16 protein-coding genes are annotated in these 19,525 nt (G+C 72.5%); 13 read left to right on the forward strand and 3 right to left on the reverse strand.

Going from position 1 to position 19,525, the window contains the following annotated elements:
- Positions 1–91: 91 nt before the first annotated feature.
- Positions 92–607 carry a cysteine dioxygenase family protein gene (locus ABZ354_RS08485; protein ID WP_358654290.1) on the reverse strand — a complete coding sequence of 172 codons (516 nt, stop codon included), beginning with the start codon at positions 605–607 and terminating at the stop codon, positions 92–94.
- Between the two features lie 676 nt (positions 608–1,283).
- On the opposite strand from ABZ354_RS08485, the gene ABZ354_RS08490 reads away from it, so the two are divergent.
- The 3 genes from ABZ354_RS08490 to ABZ354_RS08500 all read left to right on the forward strand — a co-directional run bounded on the left by ABZ354_RS08490 (position 1,284) and on the right by ABZ354_RS08500 (position 6,940).
- Positions 1,284–1,547, forward strand: a complete 264-nt coding sequence (locus tag ABZ354_RS08490) for a WhiB family transcriptional regulator (protein WP_358654292.1) — start codon at positions 1,284–1,286, stop codon at positions 1,545–1,547.
- Positions 1,548–1,742: 195 nt separating this feature from the next.
- Positions 1,743–5,450, forward strand: coding sequence for a glycosyltransferase (locus tag ABZ354_RS08495; RefSeq protein ID WP_358654294.1), 3,708 nt, complete (start codon positions 1,743–1,745; stop codon positions 5,448–5,450).
- Positions 5,447–6,940: a DUF5719 family protein gene (locus ABZ354_RS08500; RefSeq protein WP_358654296.1), complete on the forward strand. Its 1,494-nt coding sequence runs from the start codon at positions 5,447–5,449 to the stop codon at positions 6,938–6,940. Before ABZ354_RS08495 ends, ABZ354_RS08500 begins: the two co-directional genes overlap by 4 nt.
- A gap of 65 nt (positions 6,941–7,005) precedes the next feature.
- On the opposite strand, the gene ABZ354_RS08505 is transcribed toward ABZ354_RS08500, so the two are convergent.
- Positions 7,006–7,455: a metallopeptidase family protein gene (locus tag ABZ354_RS08505; protein WP_358654298.1), complete on the reverse strand. Its 450-nt coding sequence runs from the start codon at positions 7,453–7,455 to the stop codon at positions 7,006–7,008.
- Positions 7,456–7,733: 278 nt separating this feature from the next.
- Here ABZ354_RS08505 and ABZ354_RS08510 point away from each other — a divergent pair, with 278 nt between their 5' ends.
- The 9 genes from ABZ354_RS08510 (at position 7,734) to ABZ354_RS08550 (ending at position 16,956) form a co-directional block, all read left to right on the forward strand.
- On the forward strand, positions 7,734–8,156 hold the full coding sequence (locus ABZ354_RS08510) for a DUF3499 domain-containing protein (RefSeq protein ID WP_358654369.1): 423 nt from the start codon (positions 7,734–7,736) through the stop codon (positions 8,154–8,156).
- A gap of 147 nt (positions 8,157–8,303) precedes the next feature.
- Positions 8,304–9,674: a phosphomannomutase/phosphoglucomutase gene (locus tag ABZ354_RS08515; RefSeq protein ID WP_358654300.1), complete on the forward strand. Its 1,371-nt coding sequence runs from the start codon at positions 8,304–8,306 to the stop codon at positions 9,672–9,674.
- A gap of 697 nt (positions 9,675–10,371) precedes the next feature.
- Complete coding sequence (locus tag ABZ354_RS08520; RefSeq protein ID WP_358654302.1) at positions 10,372–10,542, forward strand: Trm112 family protein; 171 nt, start codon at positions 10,372–10,374, stop codon at positions 10,540–10,542.
- Positions 10,543–10,573: 31 nt separating this feature from the next.
- Positions 10,574–11,701: an SIS domain-containing protein gene (locus tag ABZ354_RS08525; RefSeq protein ID WP_358654304.1), complete on the forward strand. Its 1,128-nt coding sequence runs from the start codon at positions 10,574–10,576 to the stop codon at positions 11,699–11,701.
- Between the two features lie 110 nt (positions 11,702–11,811).
- The gene (gene manA / locus ABZ354_RS08530; RefSeq protein WP_358654371.1) at positions 11,812–12,963 is read left to right on the forward strand and encodes a mannose-6-phosphate isomerase, class I; all 1,152 of its coding nucleotides are present in this window, start codon (positions 11,812–11,814) and stop codon (positions 12,961–12,963) included.
- Positions 12,964–13,085: 122 nt separating this feature from the next.
- On the forward strand, positions 13,086–14,066 hold the full coding sequence (locus tag ABZ354_RS08535; RefSeq protein WP_358654306.1) for a cation diffusion facilitator family transporter: 981 nt from the start codon (positions 13,086–13,088) through the stop codon (positions 14,064–14,066).
- A gap of 445 nt (positions 14,067–14,511) precedes the next feature.
- A complete protein-coding gene (locus tag ABZ354_RS08540; RefSeq protein ID WP_358654308.1) occupies positions 14,512–14,706 on the forward strand; it encodes a hypothetical protein in 195 nt (64 codons plus the stop codon).
- A complete protein-coding gene (gene ahcY / locus ABZ354_RS08545; protein WP_358654310.1) occupies positions 14,703–16,160 on the forward strand; it encodes an adenosylhomocysteinase in 1,458 nt (485 codons plus the stop codon). The genes ABZ354_RS08540 and ahcY overlap by 4 nt, the downstream gene beginning before the upstream one ends.
- A gap of 181 nt (positions 16,161–16,341) precedes the next feature.
- Positions 16,342–16,956 carry a hypothetical protein gene (locus ABZ354_RS08550; RefSeq protein ID WP_358654312.1) on the forward strand — a complete coding sequence of 205 codons (615 nt, stop codon included), beginning with the start codon at positions 16,342–16,344 and terminating at the stop codon, positions 16,954–16,956.
- A 42-nt stretch (positions 16,957–16,998) separates the two neighbouring features.
- Here ABZ354_RS08550 and ABZ354_RS08555 read toward each other — a convergent pair whose 3' ends face one another.
- The gene (locus ABZ354_RS08555; RefSeq protein WP_358654314.1) at positions 16,999–17,967 is read right to left on the reverse strand and encodes an RDD family protein; all 969 of its coding nucleotides are present in this window, start codon (positions 17,965–17,967) and stop codon (positions 16,999–17,001) included.
- 128 nt (positions 17,968–18,095) lie between these two features.
- Between ABZ354_RS08555 and ABZ354_RS08560 the strand changes: the two genes are divergently transcribed.
- Positions 18,096–19,103 carry a stage II sporulation protein M gene (locus tag ABZ354_RS08560; protein ID WP_358654316.1) on the forward strand — a complete coding sequence of 336 codons (1,008 nt, stop codon included), beginning with the start codon at positions 18,096–18,098 and terminating at the stop codon, positions 19,101–19,103.
- The last annotated feature ends 422 nt before the right edge of the window (positions 19,104–19,525 follow it).

Genomic DNA, 19,525 nt, shown 5'->3' on the forward strand with positions numbered 1-19,525 from the left:
AAACAGTGTGTCAGCCGCCGGACCGACGTGTTGAGAGCTGTGGACAACTACGGAGGCGTGGCGCCGGGCCTGTGGAAAACCGGCTGCCACGTCACGTCGTTACGGTGTCCGCCGGTGCGTGCGGTGCGGCGGTGGCCGTGCAGTGGGCCGCGTGCATCGTCATCTCCGTCAGGCCCGGGTAGTACACGTGCAGGCTGACCGCCGGCTCCAGCGTGTCGTTCACCACCTCGTGCACGTATCCCGGCGCGAACACGCGCTGGGCGCCCGGGCCCCAGGCGTGCGTGCCGTCCTCGGTGCGCTCGGTCAGGGTGCCGTCGAGGACGGTCATCACGCCGGACGAGGGGCCGTGGTCGTGCGGCCCGCTGTCCTGGCCGGGCAGCCAGGACAGCAGCCACACCTCGTAGCCGGGGCCGGTGCGCAGCCGGTGGTACCAGCGCGTGGTCGCGTCGTAGCGCACGAGGTGCTGCCACTGGGAGCGGTCGGCGGCGACGGAGCGCGCCAGGCCGGCGAACTCGGCGACGGTGGCCGGGTGTTCGCGCGGGGGCTGGAGCAGGTGCGGGACTTCGAGGATGTCGCCGGCGATCTGGAGGTCGCTGTCGCTATTCATGGATGCGGTGGGTCCTCGGTGGAGAAGGGCGGAGAAAGGACGGGGGAGGAACCGCGCCGGGTCGTGTGGACCGGGCGCCGGCCGGAGCGCGTGGGGCTCAACAGCCGGGACAGCGACAGCTACAGCGAGCGCGGGCAGCACCGAGGGACCCGGCGGTGCGGGTCGAGGTACGTGCCGAATTCGCGAGCATGCCCACAAGGACAGCGGCTCACACCACCACTGTCAACTCCGCGCCGGTATGTGGGATCGGGTTCACCCAATCCGGTTCAACGGTCTGCGGAAAGGTTTGTTCAGCCACCTGCCGGGACACATGGCGTCCATCCGGGCGCGCGTGCGCCGTGGCGATCCCGTGATCCGAACGTGATCGGGTCCGCTTCGTCGCCGCCGTCGGAACGAGATCGAATCACCGGGCGTCTTCCTCCGTACGGGCCCTCTTGCGGACCGTGCGGAAGCCGTACGGAGGCGGAGCGCTCGGTGGGCCTCCTCTGCCTGCACGGTTTATGCGTATTTGAACACTTTCCGTACGGCCTTGGTTCCGCAGAGTGAATAAGGGGCCCAATAGCAGATCTCGGCTTGACTCGCCCGGAGCAGCACACTTGTAATTTCACTCGTGTCGTTCAGCCGAAAACGGTAACGGCCGCATCACGGGGACGCGAAAGACGGACGAGGGGCGCACATGACCGAAACGGTGCAGGAGCTGCTGGTCGACGACGCGGACGAGGAACTCGGCTGGCAGGAGCGCGCACTGTGCGCCCAGACCGACCCCGAGTCCTTCTTCCCCGAGAAGGGCGGTTCCACGAGAGAGGCCAAGAAGGTCTGCCTCGCCTGCGAGGTCCGCTCCGAGTGCCTCGAGTACGCCCTCGCGAACGACGAGCGCTTCGGCATCTGGGGCGGCCTGTCCGAGCGGGAGCGCCGTCGGCTCAAGAAGGCCGCCGTCTGAACCGGCACCCCGCGCCCGACGGGCACGGACACTTACGGACATATTTCCCGAACGGCCCGTCGCGCGTGGGTTATCCACAGGCGACGGGCCGTAGTGCTGCCCAGCCGATAGTGTGGTCGCTCGTCCGAGACGCCTCGCTGCCCCCTCGGGGCACAGACGTCCACCGCAGTCCACCGAACCGGGGCCCGTACCTCGATGTCCGTGCACAGCCACCCGGCAGCCCGGCAAGACACCGCTGCTGCCGCCCCTGAGTTTCCGCGTCATGTGGTGACCGCGGTCCTCGTCTCCCACGACGGCGCCCGCTGGCTGCCCGACGCGCTCTCCGCGCTGCTCGGCCAGGAGCGACCCGTGCAGTACGCCGTGGCGGCCGACACCGGCAGCGCGGACAACTCCGCGCAGCTCGTCACCGACGCCCTTGGCGCCGACCGCGTCCTGCACCTCGCCCGCCGCACCGGCTTCGGCCAGGCGGTCGAGGAGGCCAACCGCACCGCGCCCCACCTCACCCCGGACGAGCTGCCGTACCTGCGCCGCCCGAGCGGCTGGGACCCCGTCACGCGCACGTGGCGCGACGACGCCTACGACATGCCCGAGCTGCCGTACGGCGAACCCGTCCAATGGCTCTGGCTCCTGCACGACGACTGCGCCCCCGAACCCGACGCCCTGGCCCAGCTGCTGCGCGTCGTGGAGACCGAGCACGAGCTCGGCCGCACCGACGTCGCCGTCGTCGGCCCCAAGCTCCGCGGCTGGTACGACCGCAGGCAGCTCCTCGAAGTCGGCGTCACCATCGCCCACTCCGGCCGCCGCTGGACCGGCCTGGACCGCCGCGAGCAGGACCAGGGCCAGCACGACCACGTCCGCCCCGTGCTGTCGGTGTCCAGCGCCGGCATGCTCGTACGCCGCGACATCTTCGACCGGCTCGGCGGCTTCGACCGGCGCCTGCCCCTGATGCGCGACGACGTCGACCTGTGCTGGCGCGCCCACGCCGCGGGCCACCGCGTCCTCGTCGCACCCGACGCCGTCGTCCGGCACGCCGAGGCCGCCTCCCGCGAGCGCCGCACCGTCGACTGCGTCGGCCGCACCGCCGCCTCCCCGCACAAGGTCGACAAGGCGGGCGCCGCCTACACGCTCCTCGCCAACACCCCCACGGCCACGCTGGCCTGGGTGCTGCTGCGCCTGGTGCTCGGCACGTTTCTGCGGACCCTCGCCTACCTCGTCGGCAAGGCCCCGGGGCAAGCACTCGACGAGATCCGCGGCCTCGTGGGCACCCTGCTGCGGCCCGAGCGGATCATCGCCGCCCGGCGCCACCGAGGCCGGCCCCAGGTCGACCGGGCCGAGCTGCGGCCGCTGTTCCCGCCGCCCGGCGCGACCGTCCGCGCCACCGTCGAACAGGTCGCCGGCGACCTCGTCGGCCGCTCCGACCCCGACGCCGTCACCGGCGCGGGCCGGCACGGCGGCGCGATCGAGTCCGGGCCCGGCGGCGACGACGCCGACTTCATGCAGGTCGAGCAGTTCGCCCGCCTCAAGCGCATCGCCCGCAAGCCCGGGCCGGTCCTCTTCCTTGTGCTGTTGCTCGTCTCGCTCGTCGCCTGCCGCGGGCTCCTCGGCGGCGGCGCGCTCGCGGGCGGCGCCCTGCTGCCCGCACCGGCCGACGTCGACGATTTGTGGTCCCGTCACCTGGACGACTGGCACGCCGTGGGCGCGGGCGGCACCGCCTCCGCCCCGCCCTACCTCGCGATCGTGGCCCTGCTGGCGTCCCTGCTGTTCGGCTCCACCGGCCTCGCCGTCGCCGTCCTGCTGGTCGCCTCCGTGCCGCTGGCGGGCGTCACCGCCTACTTCGCCTCCCGCCCGCTCGTCGAGTCCCGGCTGCTGCGCGCGTGGGCGGCCGTGGCCTACGCCTTCCTGCCCGCCGCCACCGGAGCACTCGCCGGCGGCCGCATCGGCACCGCCGTCCTGGCCGTGCTGCTGCCGCTCCTCGCCCGCGCGGGCATCGCGGCCGGCGGCCTCGCGATCTCTTCCGGCGGGCGCGGCAGCTGGCGCGCCACCTGGGCGTACGCACTGCTGCTGACGTTCACCACCGCCTTCACGCCCCTCGTCTGGCCCGTAGCTCTGGTCCTCGGCATCGGCCTGCTCGCGCTGCGCCGTACCGACCTCGCGGCGCACGGGCTGCGGCTCCTCGCCCAGCTCGGCACCCCCCTGCTGGTGCTCGCGCCGTGGTCGCTCTCGCTGCTGCCGTTCGGCTTCTTCCGCGAGGCCGGCCTGGACTACGGCGCCTCGGCCGCCTCCGCGCTCGACCTGCTCGGCGCGAGCCCCGGTGGCCCCGGCACGGTCGACGGCCTGCTGCTCGCCGGCATCGTGCTCGCCGCGCTGGCCGCCCTGCTGCGCTCCGAGCGGCAGCTGGGCATCCGGACGGCCTGGGCCGTCGCCCTCGTCGGCCTCACCTTCGCGGCCCTGTCCAACGGCTCCACCTGGGCCGGGCCCGCCACCCTCGTCTACGGCATCGCCCTGCTGTCCGCCGCGGCCCTCGGCGCCGACGGGGCACGCGCGCGCGTCGCCGAGCAGAGCTTCGGCTGGCGCCAGCCGGTGGCCGCGCTCATCGCGTTCGCCTGCGCCGCGGGCCCGCTGCTCGTCGCCGCCGGCTGGATGATCCGCGGCGCCGACGGGCCGGTGGAGCGGCGCGACCCCGTGCAGGTGCCCGCGTTCGTCGCCGAGGAGAGCGGTACCCGCGACCAGGCCCGCACCCTCGTCCTCGACTCCGACTCCGCCGCCCACGTCGGGTACGTGCTGGTGCGCGGCTCCGGCGCACGCCTCGGCGACGCCGAGATCGCCGCGGCCGACGGTGAGAACGACAGGCTCGACAAGGTCGTCGCCAACCTCGTCGCCGGTTCCGGCGCCGACCAGGCCGACCAGCTCGGCGGCTTCGCCGTGCGCTACGTCATGGTCCACCCTGGCGCCCCCCGCCAGATCAGCCGCATCCTGGACGCCACGCCCGGCCTGAGCCGGCTGAGCCAGCAGGACGGCGGCGCACTGTGGCGCGTCGACCGGCAGGTCTCCCGCGCGGCGATCGTCCCCGCGTCGGGCTCCGGCTCGGCATCCGGCTCGGCCGCGCCGCAGCCGGTGGCCGCGGGCCCCGTCGGGATCCACACCACGATCCCGACCGGCGCCGAGGGCCGTGTCCTGCGCCTCGCCGACACCGCGGCCGACGGATGGACGGCCACCCTGGACGGCAGTCCGCTCACTCCCACCACCGTCGACGGCTGGGCCCAGGGGTTCGAACTCCCCGCCTCCGGCGGCAGGCTGGACGTCGTCTACGAGGACCCGTTCGGGCACACCGCGTGGCTGTGGACGCAGGGCCTCCTGGCCGTGGTCCTCGTCGTCCTCGCCCTGCCGGGCCGCCGCCGCGACATCGACGACGACATGCCCGACGAGCCGGTCGTGCCGGTACAGGCCGTCGAGGGCGAAGGGCGCCGGGCCCGCAGGCTGCGCGCGCAGGCGGAGGCCGAGGAATCCGCCCGCGGCGCGCAGGAGGCTCCCGAGCAGGCACCCGAGTCGGCACACCAGGACAGCGAGACGCCTCCCGTGCCGCAGGAGGCACCGGTGCCCCTACCGCCCCAGCAGCCCTACGGGGACTGGGACGCCGCCACCTATCAGGGCGCCGGGTACGACGGCTACGGCGGCCACCAGGGCGAGCAGTACCAGGGCGACCAGCAGTACGCCGGGTACGGCCAGGGCTACCAGGACCCCTACCAGACCGGCCAGTACGACCCGTACGGCTACGGCGAGCAGGTCCAGCAGGGCACCTACGAACAGCCGTACCAGCAGGGCTACGACCCGGCGGCGTACGACCCCGGCGGGCATCCGCCGCACGGCACCGGCAGTGAGCGTCCCGACGGGAGCCAGCAGTGAACCGCACGACCCAGTCCCTGATCGCCGGCACGGCCGCGCTCGCGGCCCTCACCGGGGTCGCCGCGCTCATGGCACCGGACGCGTCCGGCACGGACACGGGCGCGACATCGGCCGTCCAACTGCCCGTGGAGCGTACGAGCCTGCTGTGCCCGACGCCGAGCAACTCGGACCTCGCCGAGACGTCGTACACCTCCTTCACACCCGTCACGAAGGGCGCCGGCAGCGGCGGCAAGGCCGAACTGCGCGTGGCGGCCCCCGAGTCGGACGAGGGCAAGGACGCCGACGACAGCGACAGGCGGTCCGACAAGCCCGTGCTGAAGCCCGCCGCGCCCGGCAGACCGGCGACCGGCGAGAGCTCCGGCAGCGAAGCGCCCGCGCTGATCGGCACGGCCGAGGGGCGGTACGCGCCCGGCTGGACCGTGCAGGCGACCACGGAGATCGCCGCCGGCTCCGGCCGCGGCCTGCAGGGCGTCAACTGCACCGCCCCGGACACCGAGTTCTGGTTCCCGGCCGCAAGTACGGCCGCCGACCGCACCGACTACGTACACCTGACCAACCCGGACGATTCGGCCGCCGTGGTGGACATCGAGCTCTACGGCAAGGACGGGGCCCTCAAGTCCGAGGTGGGCGAGGGCATCACGGTCAAGCCGCACGCGAGCGAGCCGGTTCTGCTGTCCACGCTGACCGAGGCCGAGCAGACCAACCTCACCGTGCACGTGAGCGTGCGCAGCGGCCGGGTCGGCGCCGCGGTGCAGGCGCTCGACGACGAACTGGGCGGCGACTGGCTGGCGGCGGCTACGGATCCGGCGGGCAGCCTCGTCCTGCCGGGCCTTCCGAAGGACGCCAAGGAGGTGCGGCTCGTGCTGTTCACGCCCGGCGACGCCGACGCCGACCTGAAGGTGCGGCTGGCCTCGCCGTCCGGCCTGATCACCCCCGCCGGGCACGAGACGGTGCACGTGAAGGCGGGCATGACGACCGCCGTCGACCTGGGGGACCTCACGCGCGGGGAGGCGGGCTCCCTGGTGCTGACGCCGACGGACCGCTCCGTGCCGGTCGTGGCCGCGGCGCGAGTAGTGCGCGGCAGGGCGGGCGCGGAGGAGACGGCGTTCGTCCCGGCGACCAGCCCGGTGAGCACGCGCGCGACGTGCGTGGGCAACACCGCCAAGGGCACCACACTCTCCCTGACCGCGCCCCTCGGAACGGCGAAGGTCAAGGTCACGGCGTCGGCGGGCAGCGAGGGCGGCGCCACGGCGACCAAGACGTACACGATCAAGGCCGGCACGACCCAGGACGTCGAGGCGCCGGTGCCGAGCGGCGCCAAGGGCACCTACGCCCTGACGGTGGAGCCGGAGGGCGGCACCGTGTATGCGACCCGCATGCTCAGGGCCACCGGGGACGTCCAGGGCTTCACGGTGCAGACGCTCCCGGACGACCGGGGCATGGTGGCGGTGCCGGAGGCGGACGAGGATTTGGCGGTGCTCCAGCGCTAGGCAGGGCACGGTGCGGGCCGAGCACCGGTCGGCGCGACGGACGCCCTGCGGCCGTCCCGCCCGCCTCAGTCCTCGCCGTACCGCGGGTCCACTGTCTCCGGGGTGAGTCCGAGCAGGTCGGCGACCTGCTCCACGACCACCTCGTGCACCAGCGCGGCCCGCTCGTCGCGCCCCTTGGTACGGATCTCGACGGGCCGCCGGTAGACGACCACCCGCGCGGGTCGGCCGTCCCGCGCGGGGACGGTGCCGCCGAGCGGGACGACCTCGTCGTCCCAGACCTGGCCGGGGCCGTCGAGGTGCGGTACCTCCAGGACGAGGAAATCGATGTCGGAGAGTTGCGGCCACCGCCGCTCCAGGCGCTCCACGGAGTCCTGCACCAGATCGGCGAACATCTCGGCGCGGCTGGCGGCGAGGGGCACCTGAGGTGGTGCGATCGGGCCGCGCATGCCCCTGCCGTGGCGATCACGGCGGCGGGGCCCGCGGCCGGCGGCAGGGGGAGTCACGGGGGTGTCCATCACTGGTGAAGGGTAGTCCCCGCCGGGCCCGGCCGCCCGGTTCCGCGTCCTGCCGGCCGCCCGGCAGGGTGCGGCACAGGGGGACTGATCCGGCCAAGGTTGGCTCAAACTCATAGGCCTCCGGACCTGCCGGTCTCCAGGTGAAGGGCAGGGTTCGGGTCGGCCCGTGTGCCGTGTCCGGACGGGACGGCATTCGGGCCGCCGACGTCCGCGCAGGTCAAGAAGGTTGGGCAGAGAGGACGTGTGGGGCGTTTCGCGCCACGACACGGGTGAGTGACCTGGGGGAGAGTCGTCGCGGCCCGCTCAAGAGTGCGGTACCGTCCAACGTCGTGAGCCCTGTACGTCGCTGTTCGCGCACCGCCTGCGGCCGACCCGCCGTTGCGACGCTGACGTACGTCTACGCCGACTCGACCGCGGTCCTCGGCCCGCTCGCCACCTACGCCGAACCCCACTGCTACGACCTGTGCGCCGAGCACTCCGAGCGCCTCACTGCGCCGCGCGGCTGGGAGGTCGTCCGGCTCCTCGACAGCTCGGCACCGGCCCGGCCCAGCGGTGACGACCTGGAAGCGCTCGCCAACGCCGTGCGCGAGGCCGCGCGCCCCCAGGAGCGGGTCGCGGAAGCGGGCGGCGGACGCGCCGCCGACCCGATGGAGGTCGCCCGCCGAGGGCACCTGCGGGTCCTGCGGTCGCCCGACAACTGATCCGAGTCCCGCCGGAATTCCCGCACCGGACCGCACGGACCCCCCGGCCGAGGCCGAGACCGGCCGCCCACCTGGGGTGCCCGACACGGATTGTCAGTGCCTACGGGTAGTTTGTGGTGACCGACGGGACTTTCAGAAGGGTTGGCCGTGGCTGCTGATCTGTCACAGATCGTGAAGGCGTACGACGTGCGCGGCGTCGTCCCCGACCAGTGGGACGAGGCCCTCGCCGAGCTCTTCGGAGCGGCGTTCGTCCAGGTCACCGGCGCCACCGCGATCGTCACCGGGCACGACATGCGCCCCTCGTCCCCGGGCCTGGCGCGTGCTTTCGCGCGCGGCGCGGCGGCGCGCGGGGTCGACGTCACCGAGATCCACCTGTGCTCGACCGACCAGCTCTACTACGCCTCGGGCGTGCTGGACCTGCCGGGCGCGATGTTCACCGCCTCGCACAATCCGGCGCAGTACAACGGCATCAAGCTGTGCCGCGCGGGCGCCGCCCCGGTCGGTCAGGACACCGGCCTCGCCGAGATCCGCGCGCTGGTCGAAGGCTGGAGCACGTCGGGCGCCCCGCAGCCGGCCGCCCGGCCGGGCACGATCACGGCGCGCGACACGTTGGAGGACTACGCGTCCCACCTGCGCTCCCTGGTCGACCTCAGCGCCGTACGCCCCTTGAAGGCCGTGGTCGACGCGGGCAACGGCATGGGCGGGCACACCGTCCCGACGGTCTTCGGCGGCCTGCCCGTCGAGCTCGTCCCGATGTACTTCGAACTGGACGGCACCTTCCCCCACCACGAGGCCAACCCCCTCGACCCGGCCAACCTGGTCGACCTGCAGCAGCGCGTCCGCGAGGAGGACGCCGACCTCGGCATCGCCTTCGACGGCGACGCCGACCGCTGCTTCGTCGTCGACGAGCGCGGCGAACCCGTCCCGCCGTCCGCGATCACGGCACTGGTGGCCGCCCGCGAGCTCGCCAGGAACGGAGGCAGGGGCACCGTCATCCACAACCTGATCACCTCCTGGTCGGTTCCGGAGGTCGTCCGGGAGAACGGCGGCACGCCGGTGCGCACGCGCGTCGGCCACTCCTTCATCAAGGCCGAGATGGCCCGCACCGGCGCGATCTTCGGCGGCGAGCACTCCGCGCACTACTACTTCCGCGACTTCTGGAACGCCGACACCGGCATGCTGGCCGCCCTGCACGTCCTCGCAGCCCTCGGCGGACAGGACGGCCCGCTGTCCGGCCTCGTCGCCCAGTACGACCGCTACGCCGGGTCCGGCGAGATCAACTCCACGGTGGACGACCAGCAGGCCCGCCTCGCCGCGATCAGAGCCGCGTACGGGGACCGTGAGGGCGAGGGCGTCACCCTGGACGAACTCGACGGCCTGACCGTCACCGCCACCGACTGGTGGTTCAACGTCCGCCCCTCCAACACGGAACCCCTCCTCCGCCTGAACGTGGAAGCGAGGGACGAGACGCTGATGGCCAAGGTGCGCGACGAGGCCCTGGCGATCATCCGCAGTTGAGGGGTCCGCGCCGAGGCGTTCGCGGCCGACGTGTCCGGAGTCGACGGGTCCGAGGGGCGGCCGCTCCGCGAACCGGGGGCCCGAGGGCCGGGAAATCCGAAGGCCGCGAGGGGCAGTGTCTCCACGGAAGGGGGCGGCTCCGAGGGCCGGCGAGTCCGAAAACCGATGGCCCCGCGGGCCGGTTGCCCGAACCCGGGCGGCTCCGAAGGCCAGGCACGTCCGGGGCCGAGCCGCCCCGGGCGTGGACGCCCCCGTGCCGACGGGCCGAGGACCGGCGTCCCCGAGACCGGGGAACCCGAGCCGTCGAGGTCCCCTACGCTGCCCCGCAGCGGACCGGCACGTGAACCCCGTGTCCCGCACGTCCGACGTGCAGCGGAGCAGGTCCGACGCTCTCGATCGCCTCGCCCGACTCGCGGTCCCGACGGCTTCAGCCGACCCCGCGGCGGACGGACACGTGAACCCCGTGCCCCGCACGTCCGACGTGCAGCGGGCCAGGTCCGACGCCCTTCGATCGCTTCACCCGCCCCACCCCGCGGCGCTCGACCGCTTCAACGACTCGCCCGGCGATCAGCGGACGGACACCCGAAGCCCCGGGACGCGCCCGCCGGACCCCACACCCGCCGGCCACCGGCGGTACCCTGACCAGGCACATCCGCAGAGCCGTCCGCCCACCCGCCCCGCTCGAAGGGACCACCCCATGCCGCTCGAAGCCGGCCTCCTGGAGATCCTCGCCTGCCCCGCCTGCCACGCCCCCCTCGAGGAGCAGGACAGCGAGCTGGTCTGCACCGGCCAGGACTGCGGACTGGCCTACCCCGTCCGCGACGGCATCCCCGTCCTCCTCGTCGACGAAGCACGCCGTCCCGCGTAATCGACGTCCCGGCGATCGGAGGCTGCCGCCCATGCTGGACGAAGCGCTGCTCGACAGCCCGCAAGGGCTCGCCGAGGCCGACCACCGCGGACTGCTCCGCGGCGCCGCCGAGGCCGGCGCCCGGGTCCGCACCGCCGCCCGGCACGCCGCCGAGGCGGGCATCAACGACCTGAGGCCCGACGGCCGCCCCCGCGCCGTCCTCATCGCGGGCCCCGGCGCCGCCGCCACCCAGGCCGCCGACCTGCTGGGCACCCTCGCCGGCGCCGGCAGCCCCGTGACCCGCCTGGCGCCCACCGGCGTCGCACCGGCCGCGGGCGCCCTGCGCTGGGAACTGCCCGGCTGGGCCGGCTCCGTGGACCTGCTGCTGATCGCCACCCCGGACGGCACCGAGCCCGGCCTGTCCCTGCTCGCCGAGCAGGCCTACCGACGCGGCTGCACCGTCGTCGCCGTGGCCCCCGCAGGCTCCCCGCTCGCCGATTCGGTGAACGGCTCGCACGGTCTGTTCGTCCCCCTTGCAACCTCCCCCTACGACCAGGAAGAACCCCTGGCGGCGTCCGCTCCGGGCGTCCTGTGGGCGCTTCTCACCCCGCTCCTCGCCCTCCTGGACCGCACCGGCCTGCTCAGCGCGCCCCGCGAAGCCCTCGACAAGGTCGCCGACCGTCTCGACCTCGTCGCGGAACGCTGCGGACCCGCCATCGTCACCTACAGCAACCCGGCCAAGACTCTTGCCGCCGAGCTCGCCGACGCGCTCCCGCTGGTCTGGACGGAAGGCATCTCGGCGGGCCCCGCCGGACGCCGCTTCGCCTCGGCGCTCGCCGAACTGTCCGGCATACCCGCGGTCGTCGCCGAACTGCCCGAGGCGCTCGCCGCACACAGCGCCCTGCTCGCCGGGCCCCTGGCCGCCGGCTCCGACCCGGGCGACTTCTTCCGCGACCGCGTCGAGGAACCCCCCGCTCTGCACGCGCGCGTGGTGCTGCTGCGTGACCGTCCGACCGGCGGCATCTCCGCCGCCCCGGCCGCCCGCGACCTCGCCCTCAGCCACGACACGCCGATCAGCGAACTGGAACCGGAGGAGGGCGGCGAACTCGCGACCCTCGCCGAACTGATCGCCGTCACGGATTTCGCCGCCGTTTACCTGGCGCTCGCTTCGAGGGCCTGATCTTGCCGATGACGCCCTGACCGCCGTACATGGCTCCGAACCGGCGTCGTACGCACGCAGCCCGTACGCACCTTGTGCGCACAGAGACCGGCAGAGAGAACCAGAACCACATGGACCGCCTCGACAACACCATCCGCCCCTACGCCTGGGGTTCCCCCACCGCGATCCCCGGACTGCTCGGGGTCGAGCCGACCGGCGAACCGCAGGCCGAGATGTGGATGGGCGCCCACCCGGGCGCGCCCTCGCGCACCCCGCGCGGCACGCTGCTGGACGTCATCGAGGCCGCCCCGGAACGCGAACTGGGCGCCGCGGCCGTGACGAAGTTCGGCCCGCGCCTGCCGTTCCTGCTGAAGATCCTCGCCGCCGGCGCCCCGCTCTCCCTCCAGGTGCACCCCGACCTGGCGCAGGCGAAGGCGGGCTACGAGGACGAGGAGCGCCGGGGCGTCCCTGCGGACGCCCCGCACCGCAACTACAAGGACGCCCACCACAAGCCCGAACTCCTCTGCGCGCTGACCGAGTTCGACGGCCTGTGCGGCTTCCGCCGCCTGGCCGAGGCCGCCGCCCTGCTCGACGGCCTCGGCGTCGACTCCCTCAAGCCGTATGCCGACCTGCTGCGCGCCCACCCCGAGGAGGCGGCGCTGCGCGAGGTGCTGACCGCGATCCTCACCGCCGATCCCGAGGAGATGGCCGCCACGGTCACCGAGGCCACGGCCGCCTGCGACCGCCTCGGCGGCGACTACGCGCCCTACGCCGGCATCGCCCACCACTATCCGGGCGACCCCGGCGTCATCGCCGCGATGTTGCTCAACCACGTCCGGCTCCAGCCCGGCGAGGCCCTGTTCCTCGGCGCCGGCATCCCGCACGCCTACCTCGACGGGCTCGGCGTCGAGATCATGGCCAACTCCGACAACGTCCTGCGCTGCGGTCTCACCCCCAAGCACGTCGACGTCCCCGAACTCCTGCGCGTCGTCCGCTTCGAGCCCGCCGACCCCGGGGTCCTGCGCCCGGAGGCCTCCCCGGACGGCGAGGAGGTCTACGCGACCCCGATCGACGAGTTCCGCCTGTCCCGCCACGTCCTCCCGGAGGGCGCCGCCGCCCGCGACCTCACCGTCGCCACCCCGCAGATCCTGCTGTGCACCGCAGGAGCCGTGCGAGCCGGCGAACACGAACTGACCCCCGGCCACTCCGTGTTCGTCCCGGCAAGCGAAAAGGTAGAGATGTCCGGATCGGGTACGGTCTTCCGGGCCACCGTGGTGGCCTGACCGAGCCCGCCGGGCGGACCGCCGCACCGCCGCCGAACCGTGCTGCAACAATGACCCACCGGCAAAGGACGGGCAAAGGCCTGGACTGCGTAACGTACGAAGGCGAAGGGACACGCGGACACATGAGCGCGTCAGGCGGCACCAGGGCGATCGTTGCGGCACTCGCCGCGAATCTGGCGATCGCGGTATCGAAGTTCGTGGCGTTCCTTTTCAGCGGCTCCTCGTCGATGCTCGCCGAGTCGGTGCACTCGCTCGCCGACTCGGGCAACCAGGCACTGCTGCTGGTCGGAGGCAAGAAGGCCGAGCGGCGGGCCACCCCGCAGCACCCCTTCGGTTACGGCCGTGAGCGGTACGTCTACGCGTTCCTGGTCTCCATCGTGCTCTTCTCCGTCGGCGGCATGTTCGCCCTCTACGAGGGCTACGAGAAGATCAAGCACCCCCACGAGCTGGAGCACTGGTACTGGCCGGTCGGTGTCCTCGTCTTCGCGATCATCGCCGAGTCCTTCTCCTTCCGCACCGCCATCAAGGAGTCCAACACCCTGCGCGGCAAGCGCTCCTGGAAGGAGTTCGTCCGCCACGCCAAGGCGCCCGAGCTGCCCGTCGTCCTGCTGGAGGACCTCGGCGCGCTCGTCGGACTGGTCCTCGCCCTCGGCGGCGTCGGCCTCGCCCTGCTCACCGGCGACGGCGTCTGGGACGGCATCGGCACCCTCTGCATCGGCATCCTGCTCATCCTGATCGCCCTCGTGCTGGCCGCCGAGACCAAGTCGCTGCTGCTCGGCGAGTCCGCCGGCCTGGACGAGGTCAGGAAGATCGAGGCCGCCATCGTGGACGGCGAGGTCGTCACCCGGATCATCCACATGCGCACCCTGCACCTCGGCCCCGAGGAGCTGCTGGTCGCCGCCAAGATCGCCGTGGACCACGACGACACGGCCGGCGAGATCGCCGCCGCCATCAACGCCGCCGAGGCCCGCATCCGCGAAGCCGTCCCGATCGCCCGCGTCATCTACCTCGAACCCGACATCTACAGCGAGACCGAGGCCGCCAAGGGCCCCGACCCCGAGGCCACCCCGGGCGGCCCCGTCCCGAACGACGAGGCCCACTGACCCGCGCGAAACTCCTCCCGTAACGGAGGCGACCCGGACGGCCGTAGGGCGTTCTTCGCGCGGACCGGTGCTCGGCCCGCACCCGAGGCCCGTCGGCGCCGGAACACCGCCAGGTCCTCGTCCGCCGCCGGCACCGTTACCCGTGCCCCGGTCGTAGGGGCCCACCGGCCGATTCGGTGGGCCCCTACGACCATTACCGGCCTGCCCTCCCCACGCCCGGCCGCGGCCCGGTCCGCACGTGGGCTCGACGCGCTGGTCCGGGTCCAGCTGGAGGACCTGCGCCTTGTCGGCCGGGACGGCCGGGGCGGACGAGGCTGCGGTGGGCACCCTCCTCACGTGCGCTCCGGCCGCCGGGTGTCCGCCGAGCACCCGGTGCCGCCCGGCGAGTTCGGCGCGATGTGTTCGCAGGCGGGCTGGGGACGCCCGGGGCGGGCGGTGTAGCTTGGTGGGGAGCCAGACGTCGCTGCTGATGGCGGTCGGGCGGCCCGTGTACGGGCCGACCGAGGGAGAGAGGGCCTCCGACGGACTGCGCTGCGCGTACGCGGGCATGCCTGTGTCCTCTTCGGGCACCCCTGTGTCCGCCGTCGCGCAGACCAGCCGTACCCACCTCGACCCACACCCCGAGGAGCAGCTCGCATGACGACTGTCGACAACCGGCAGGACTTCAAGGTCGCCGACCTTTCCCTGGCCGAGTTCGGCCGCAAGGAGATCACCCTCGCCGAGCACGAGATGCCCGGCCTGATGGCGATCCGCGAGGAGTACGCCAAGTCACAGCCCCTCAAGGGCGCCCGCGTCACCGGCTCCCTGCACATGACCGTGCAGACCGCCGTCCTCATCGAGACCCTGGTCGCCCTCGGCGCCCGCGTCCGCTGGGCGTCCTGCAACATCTTCTCCACCCAGGACCACGCCGCGGCCGCCATCGCCGTCGGTCCGAACGGCACTCCGGACAACCCCCGGGGCATCCCGGTCTTCGCCTGGAAGGGTGAGACCCTCGAGGAGTACTGGTGGTGCACGGAGCAGGCGCTGACCTGGCCCGACAGCCCCACCGGCGGCCCGAACATGATCCTGGACGACGGCGGCGACGCCACCCTCCTCGTCCACAAGGGTGTCGAGTACGAGAAGGACGGCAACGTCCCCTCGCCCGACACGGCCGAGTCCGACGAGCACCGCGTCATCCTCGAACTGCTGACCCGCACGGTGGCCGAGAGCCCCCAGAAGTGGACCCAGCTGGCCTCCGAGATCCGCGGCGTGACCGAGGAGACCACGACGGGCGTCCACCGCCTGTACGAGATGCAGCGCGACGGCCTCCTCCTCTTCCCGGCGATCAACGTGAACGACGCCGTCACCAAGTCGAAGTTCGACAACAAGTACGGCTGCCGCCACTCCCTCATCGACGGCATCAACCGCGCCACGGACACCCTGATCGGCGGCAAGACCGCCGTCGTGTGCGGCTACGGTGACGTGGGCAAGGGCTGCGCGGAGTCCCTGCGCGGCCAGGGCGCCCGCGTGATCATCACCGAGATCGACCCGATCTGCGCCCTGCAGGCCGCGATGGACGGGTACCAGGTCACGACCCTGGACGACGTCGTCGAGACGGCCGACATCTTCATCACCACGACCGGCAACAAGGACATCATCATGGCCGGCGACATGGCCAAGATGAAGCACCAGGCCATCGTGGGCAACATCGGCCACTTCGACAACGAGATCGACATGGCCGGCCTCGCCAAGATCCCCGGGATCGTGAAGGACGAGGTCAAGCCGCAGGTCCACACCTGGACCTTCTCCGACGGCAAGAAGATCATCGTGCTGTCCGAGGGCCGCCTGCTGAACCTGGGCAACGCCACCGGCCACCCGTCGTTCGTGATGTCCAACTCCTTCGCGGACCAGACCCTGGCCCAGATCGAGCTGTTCACCAAGCCCGACGAGTACCCGACCGGCGTCTACGTGCTGCCCAAGCACCTCGACGAGAAGGTCGCCCGCCTCCACCTCGACGCGCTCGGCGTGAAGCTGACCACGCTCCGCCCCGAGCAGGCCGAGTACATCGGCGTCCAGGTCGAGGGCCCGTACAAGTCGGACCTCTACCGCTACTGAGCCCGGCGCCCGGCCGCCGCTCGCGGTGAGCGCGTCGGTGCCGACACGCACGGACGCGCCCACGGCGGCAGTTCCCCAGAGGCAGGCCCCCGCACCCCCGTGCCGGGGGCCTGCCCCTTTGGCTCCCGTCCGGCAACGGGCTCCCCATGCCCGGACCGGCCCGTCAAGACCCTGGACCCCGATGCCCCGCGGCCGTTATTCGCTCCACGATCCGCACGATCACACCCCCCTCGCAGAAGAGCACTTCCACTGCGCCGTCGGCCCGTCCGGCTGGCGCTACGTCTCCCAGCTGACCGCCCCGTCCGGCGATCACCGCGGCTCGGTCGACCTGGCCCTCGACGAACTCGGCCGCCCCATCCGCCTCGAACTCCACGCGGCGAGCTGGCAAATCCGCGGCGCCGCCATCGACGGCGTCACCTGGGTCCGTACCGACCCGACAGGAACCGAAGCCACCGAAGGCCATGTGCGCGCCCACGCCTTCACCGGCACGTCCCCCGCGTTCCTCGTCGCCACCAGTCGTCTCCTGCGCCTCACCCCCTCCGGGTCCGCCACCCGCGTGCGCCTCGTCGCCTTCACCGACCCAGTCCTCGCCCCCCGCACCGTGGACCAGTCGTGGGCACTGATGAACAGCGAAGCACACGCCACTGACAACGGCCCCCTGACCGTGGACGCATACCAGGTCACAGCCCTGGACACGGGCGAGCAGCACACCGTCCACATCGCCGGCGACGTGATCCTCGCGGCCCCCGGCATCGAGCTGGAGGACCTGGAGTCACCGCCGTCCGTCTTCCCCTGACGAGGAGTCGGCAGACAGCCGCGACAGCGATGCGGGCGTGGATCAGGCCGGCGGGACGAACCCGGTGGACCGGCGCCGCTCGGAAGCCTCAACGTCCTGCGCCGACACTGCGACCGGACCGGCCGGCTCGACGCCGGGCGCCCGTCCGCCCTGAGGGACGGGCGGTGACACGGGCACGGCGGGCACCGCCCAAGGCTGGGCGGTGCCCGCGTACGGCGACGTCGCGAAGCCCGCCGCAGAGGCCACCCCGACCCCGGCAGCACCGTCCCCGAAGGCCCGCCGCGCCTCACGCGCCTGCCGCTCCTGCACCACCGCGGCCACATACGCCCCGGCCGGGACACCGTGCGGCACGGGCGTTCCCGTACGCGCCGCGAGATCGGCCGCCAGCCGCTGCGCCAGGACGTGACCGACCTGCGGATCGAGCTGCTGCATCCGCGTCAGGTACTGCCGTACTGCGAGCCACAGATCATCCGGCACGGCCGACAGGTCGAGCTCCGAGAACCGTCCCGCCAGCCAGGGCGGAGGCGGCGGTACGAAAGCCGACGGCGCCACCGGTATCCGTTCCCGCACCACCAGTGTCCCCGCGAAGACGTCTCCGAGCCGCCGCCCACGCTCGGACACCAGAGAGGCGATACAGGCGACAGCCCCGAACGTCATCAGAATCTCGACCACCCCGATCAAACCGCGCACCAGCGCGTGCCGGAACCGGATCGGCCCGCCGTCGTCACGCACCACCCGCAGCCCGCACGCCATCTTGCCGAGCGACCGCCCGTGACTCAGCGTCTCGACAGCGATCGGCCCGCCCACCAGCAGCAGCACGAACGCCGCGATCGACGACGCGGTCTGCGCCGCCTCGTCCAACGAAGAGGTGGCAGCCACCAGCCCGAGTGCCACGGTGATGTACGCGGCCACCGCCACCGACAGATCGAGCAGCACGGCCAGCGCCCTGCTGGGCAGCCTCGCAGGGCGCAGCTCCAGGGCCACCGCCTCGCCCGTCACCAGCTCACTCACGCCCGCCGCCCTTCCCCTGACCTGCCCCGAACACGGCCAGTCTGCCAAGCTGAGGGCGTATCGCGCCGCAGTACGACAAGCTGACCCATGACGAGCCGCCGCCGAGCAGCCCAGGAGCAGGCACACCGATGGACCTCGACGTCTTCGTCGCCGCCCACCGAGCGGAGTGGGACCGCCTCGACGCCCTGCTCGGCCGTCGGCGCCGCCTCACCGGAGTCGAGACCGACGAACTCGTCGTTCTGTACCAGCGCACCGCCACGCACCTGTCCCTGATCCAGTCCAGCGCCCCTGACCCACAGCTGACAGGCCGGCTCAGCCGGCTCGTGGCACGGGCGCGCAGTGCCGTGGCAGGCACCCGGCGCGCCGACTGGCGAGACGTCACCCGCTTCCTCACTCACAGTTTCCCCGCAGCGGTCTACCGGTCACGGCACTGGTGGGTACCCACAGCACTGGTGTCCACCCTGGTCGCAGCCCTCCTGGGCTGGTGGATCGGCACCCATCCCGAGGTGCAGGCCACCATCGCGGCCCCTGGCGAACTCCGCGAGCTGACCCGGCCCGGGGGCCAGTACGAGACCTACTACTCCAGCCACCCGGCAGCCTCCTTCGCGGCCCAGGTGTGGACGAACAACGCCTGGGCCGCCGCGCTGTGCCTGATCCTGGGGGTCTTCCTCGGCCTCCCGGTCCTGTGGGTCCTCTTCCAGAACATGCTGAATCTCGGCGTAGGCATCGGCCTGATGTCCGAGGCCGGCCGCCTGGACACGTTCCTCGGACTCGTCCTCCCGCACGGCCTTCTCGAACTCACCGCCGTCTTCGTCGCCGCCGGCACAGGCCTGCGACTCGGCTGGACCCTCGTCGACCCCGGTCCACGCACCCGTCGCGCGGCACTCGCCGAGGAGGGCCGAGCAGCCCTGGGCATGGCTGTGGGTCTCACCGTGGTGCTCTTCGTCTCCGGCGCCGTCGAAGGCTTCGTCACCCCCTCTGACCTGCCCACCTGGTCCCGCATCACGATCGGCGCCGTCGCCGAGTCGGCCTTCCTGGCCTACGTCTATGTCCTCGGCGGTCGCGCAGCTCGCACCGGCGGGACGGGTGACGTCGACGCGGCCGAGCGCAGCGCGAGCCTGCCGACAGCAGCCTGATGTGCAGACCTGTCCGCGGAGCTGCTAGTGTCCTCCTCGCCCCGGAAACGCCGTTGACGCGGTGAGGCCGGGGAGGTAGATTTGAACAGTTGCCTGGAGATGGGTTGAGCCCGATCCGGCGAAGGTGAACGATCTGTCTGCTTCCAGGAACATCAGATTCCAGAGAAGCGTCTCCCGATACTTCGGAAATCAGCGGCCGGTCAGTCCGGTCTCAGAACTTCTGATAAAGTCGGAACCGCCGGAAAGGGAAACGCGAAAGCGGGAACCTGGAAAGCACCGAGGAAATCGGATCGGAAAGATCTGATAGAGTCGGAAACGCAAGACCGGAGGGAAGCGCCCGGAGGAAAGCCCGAGAGGGTGAGTACAAAGGAAGCGTCCGTTCCTTGAGAACTCAACAGCGTGCCAAAAGTCAACGCCAGATA

Origin of the sequence: Streptomyces sp. NPDC005925 (genome assembly GCF_040638805.1) — a bacterium.
Classification (GTDB): domain Bacteria; phylum Actinomycetota; class Actinomycetes; order Streptomycetales; family Streptomycetaceae; genus Streptomyces.

Coding starts and splice junctions, on each gene's coding strand:
- ABZ354_RS08485 (WP_358654290.1), bottom strand. CDS start 607: ATGAATAGCGACAGCGACCTCCAGATCGCCGGCGACATCCTCGAAGTC.
- ABZ354_RS08490 (WP_358654292.1), top strand. CDS start 1,284: ATGACCGAAACGGTGCAGGAGCTGCTGGTCGACGACGCGGACGAGGAA.
- ABZ354_RS08495 (WP_358654294.1), top strand. CDS start 1,743: ATGTCCGTGCACAGCCACCCGGCAGCCCGGCAAGACACCGCTGCTGCC.
- ABZ354_RS08505 (WP_358654298.1), bottom strand. CDS start 7,455: ATGGACACCCCCGTGACTCCCCCTGCCGCCGGCCGCGGGCCCCGCCGC.
- ABZ354_RS08520 (WP_358654302.1), top strand. CDS start 10,372: ATGCCGCTCGAAGCCGGCCTCCTGGAGATCCTCGCCTGCCCCGCCTGC.
- ABZ354_RS08525 (WP_358654304.1), top strand. CDS start 10,574: ATGCTGGACGAAGCGCTGCTCGACAGCCCGCAAGGGCTCGCCGAGGCC.
- manA (WP_358654371.1), top strand. CDS start 11,812: ATGGACCGCCTCGACAACACCATCCGCCCCTACGCCTGGGGTTCCCCC.
- ABZ354_RS08535 (WP_358654306.1), top strand. CDS start 13,086: ATGAGCGCGTCAGGCGGCACCAGGGCGATCGTTGCGGCACTCGCCGCG.
- ahcY (WP_358654310.1), top strand. CDS start 14,703: ATGACGACTGTCGACAACCGGCAGGACTTCAAGGTCGCCGACCTTTCC.
- ABZ354_RS08550 (WP_358654312.1), top strand. CDS start 16,342: ATGCCCCGCGGCCGTTATTCGCTCCACGATCCGCACGATCACACCCCC.
- ABZ354_RS08560 (WP_358654316.1), top strand. CDS start 18,096: ATGGACCTCGACGTCTTCGTCGCCGCCCACCGAGCGGAGTGGGACCGC.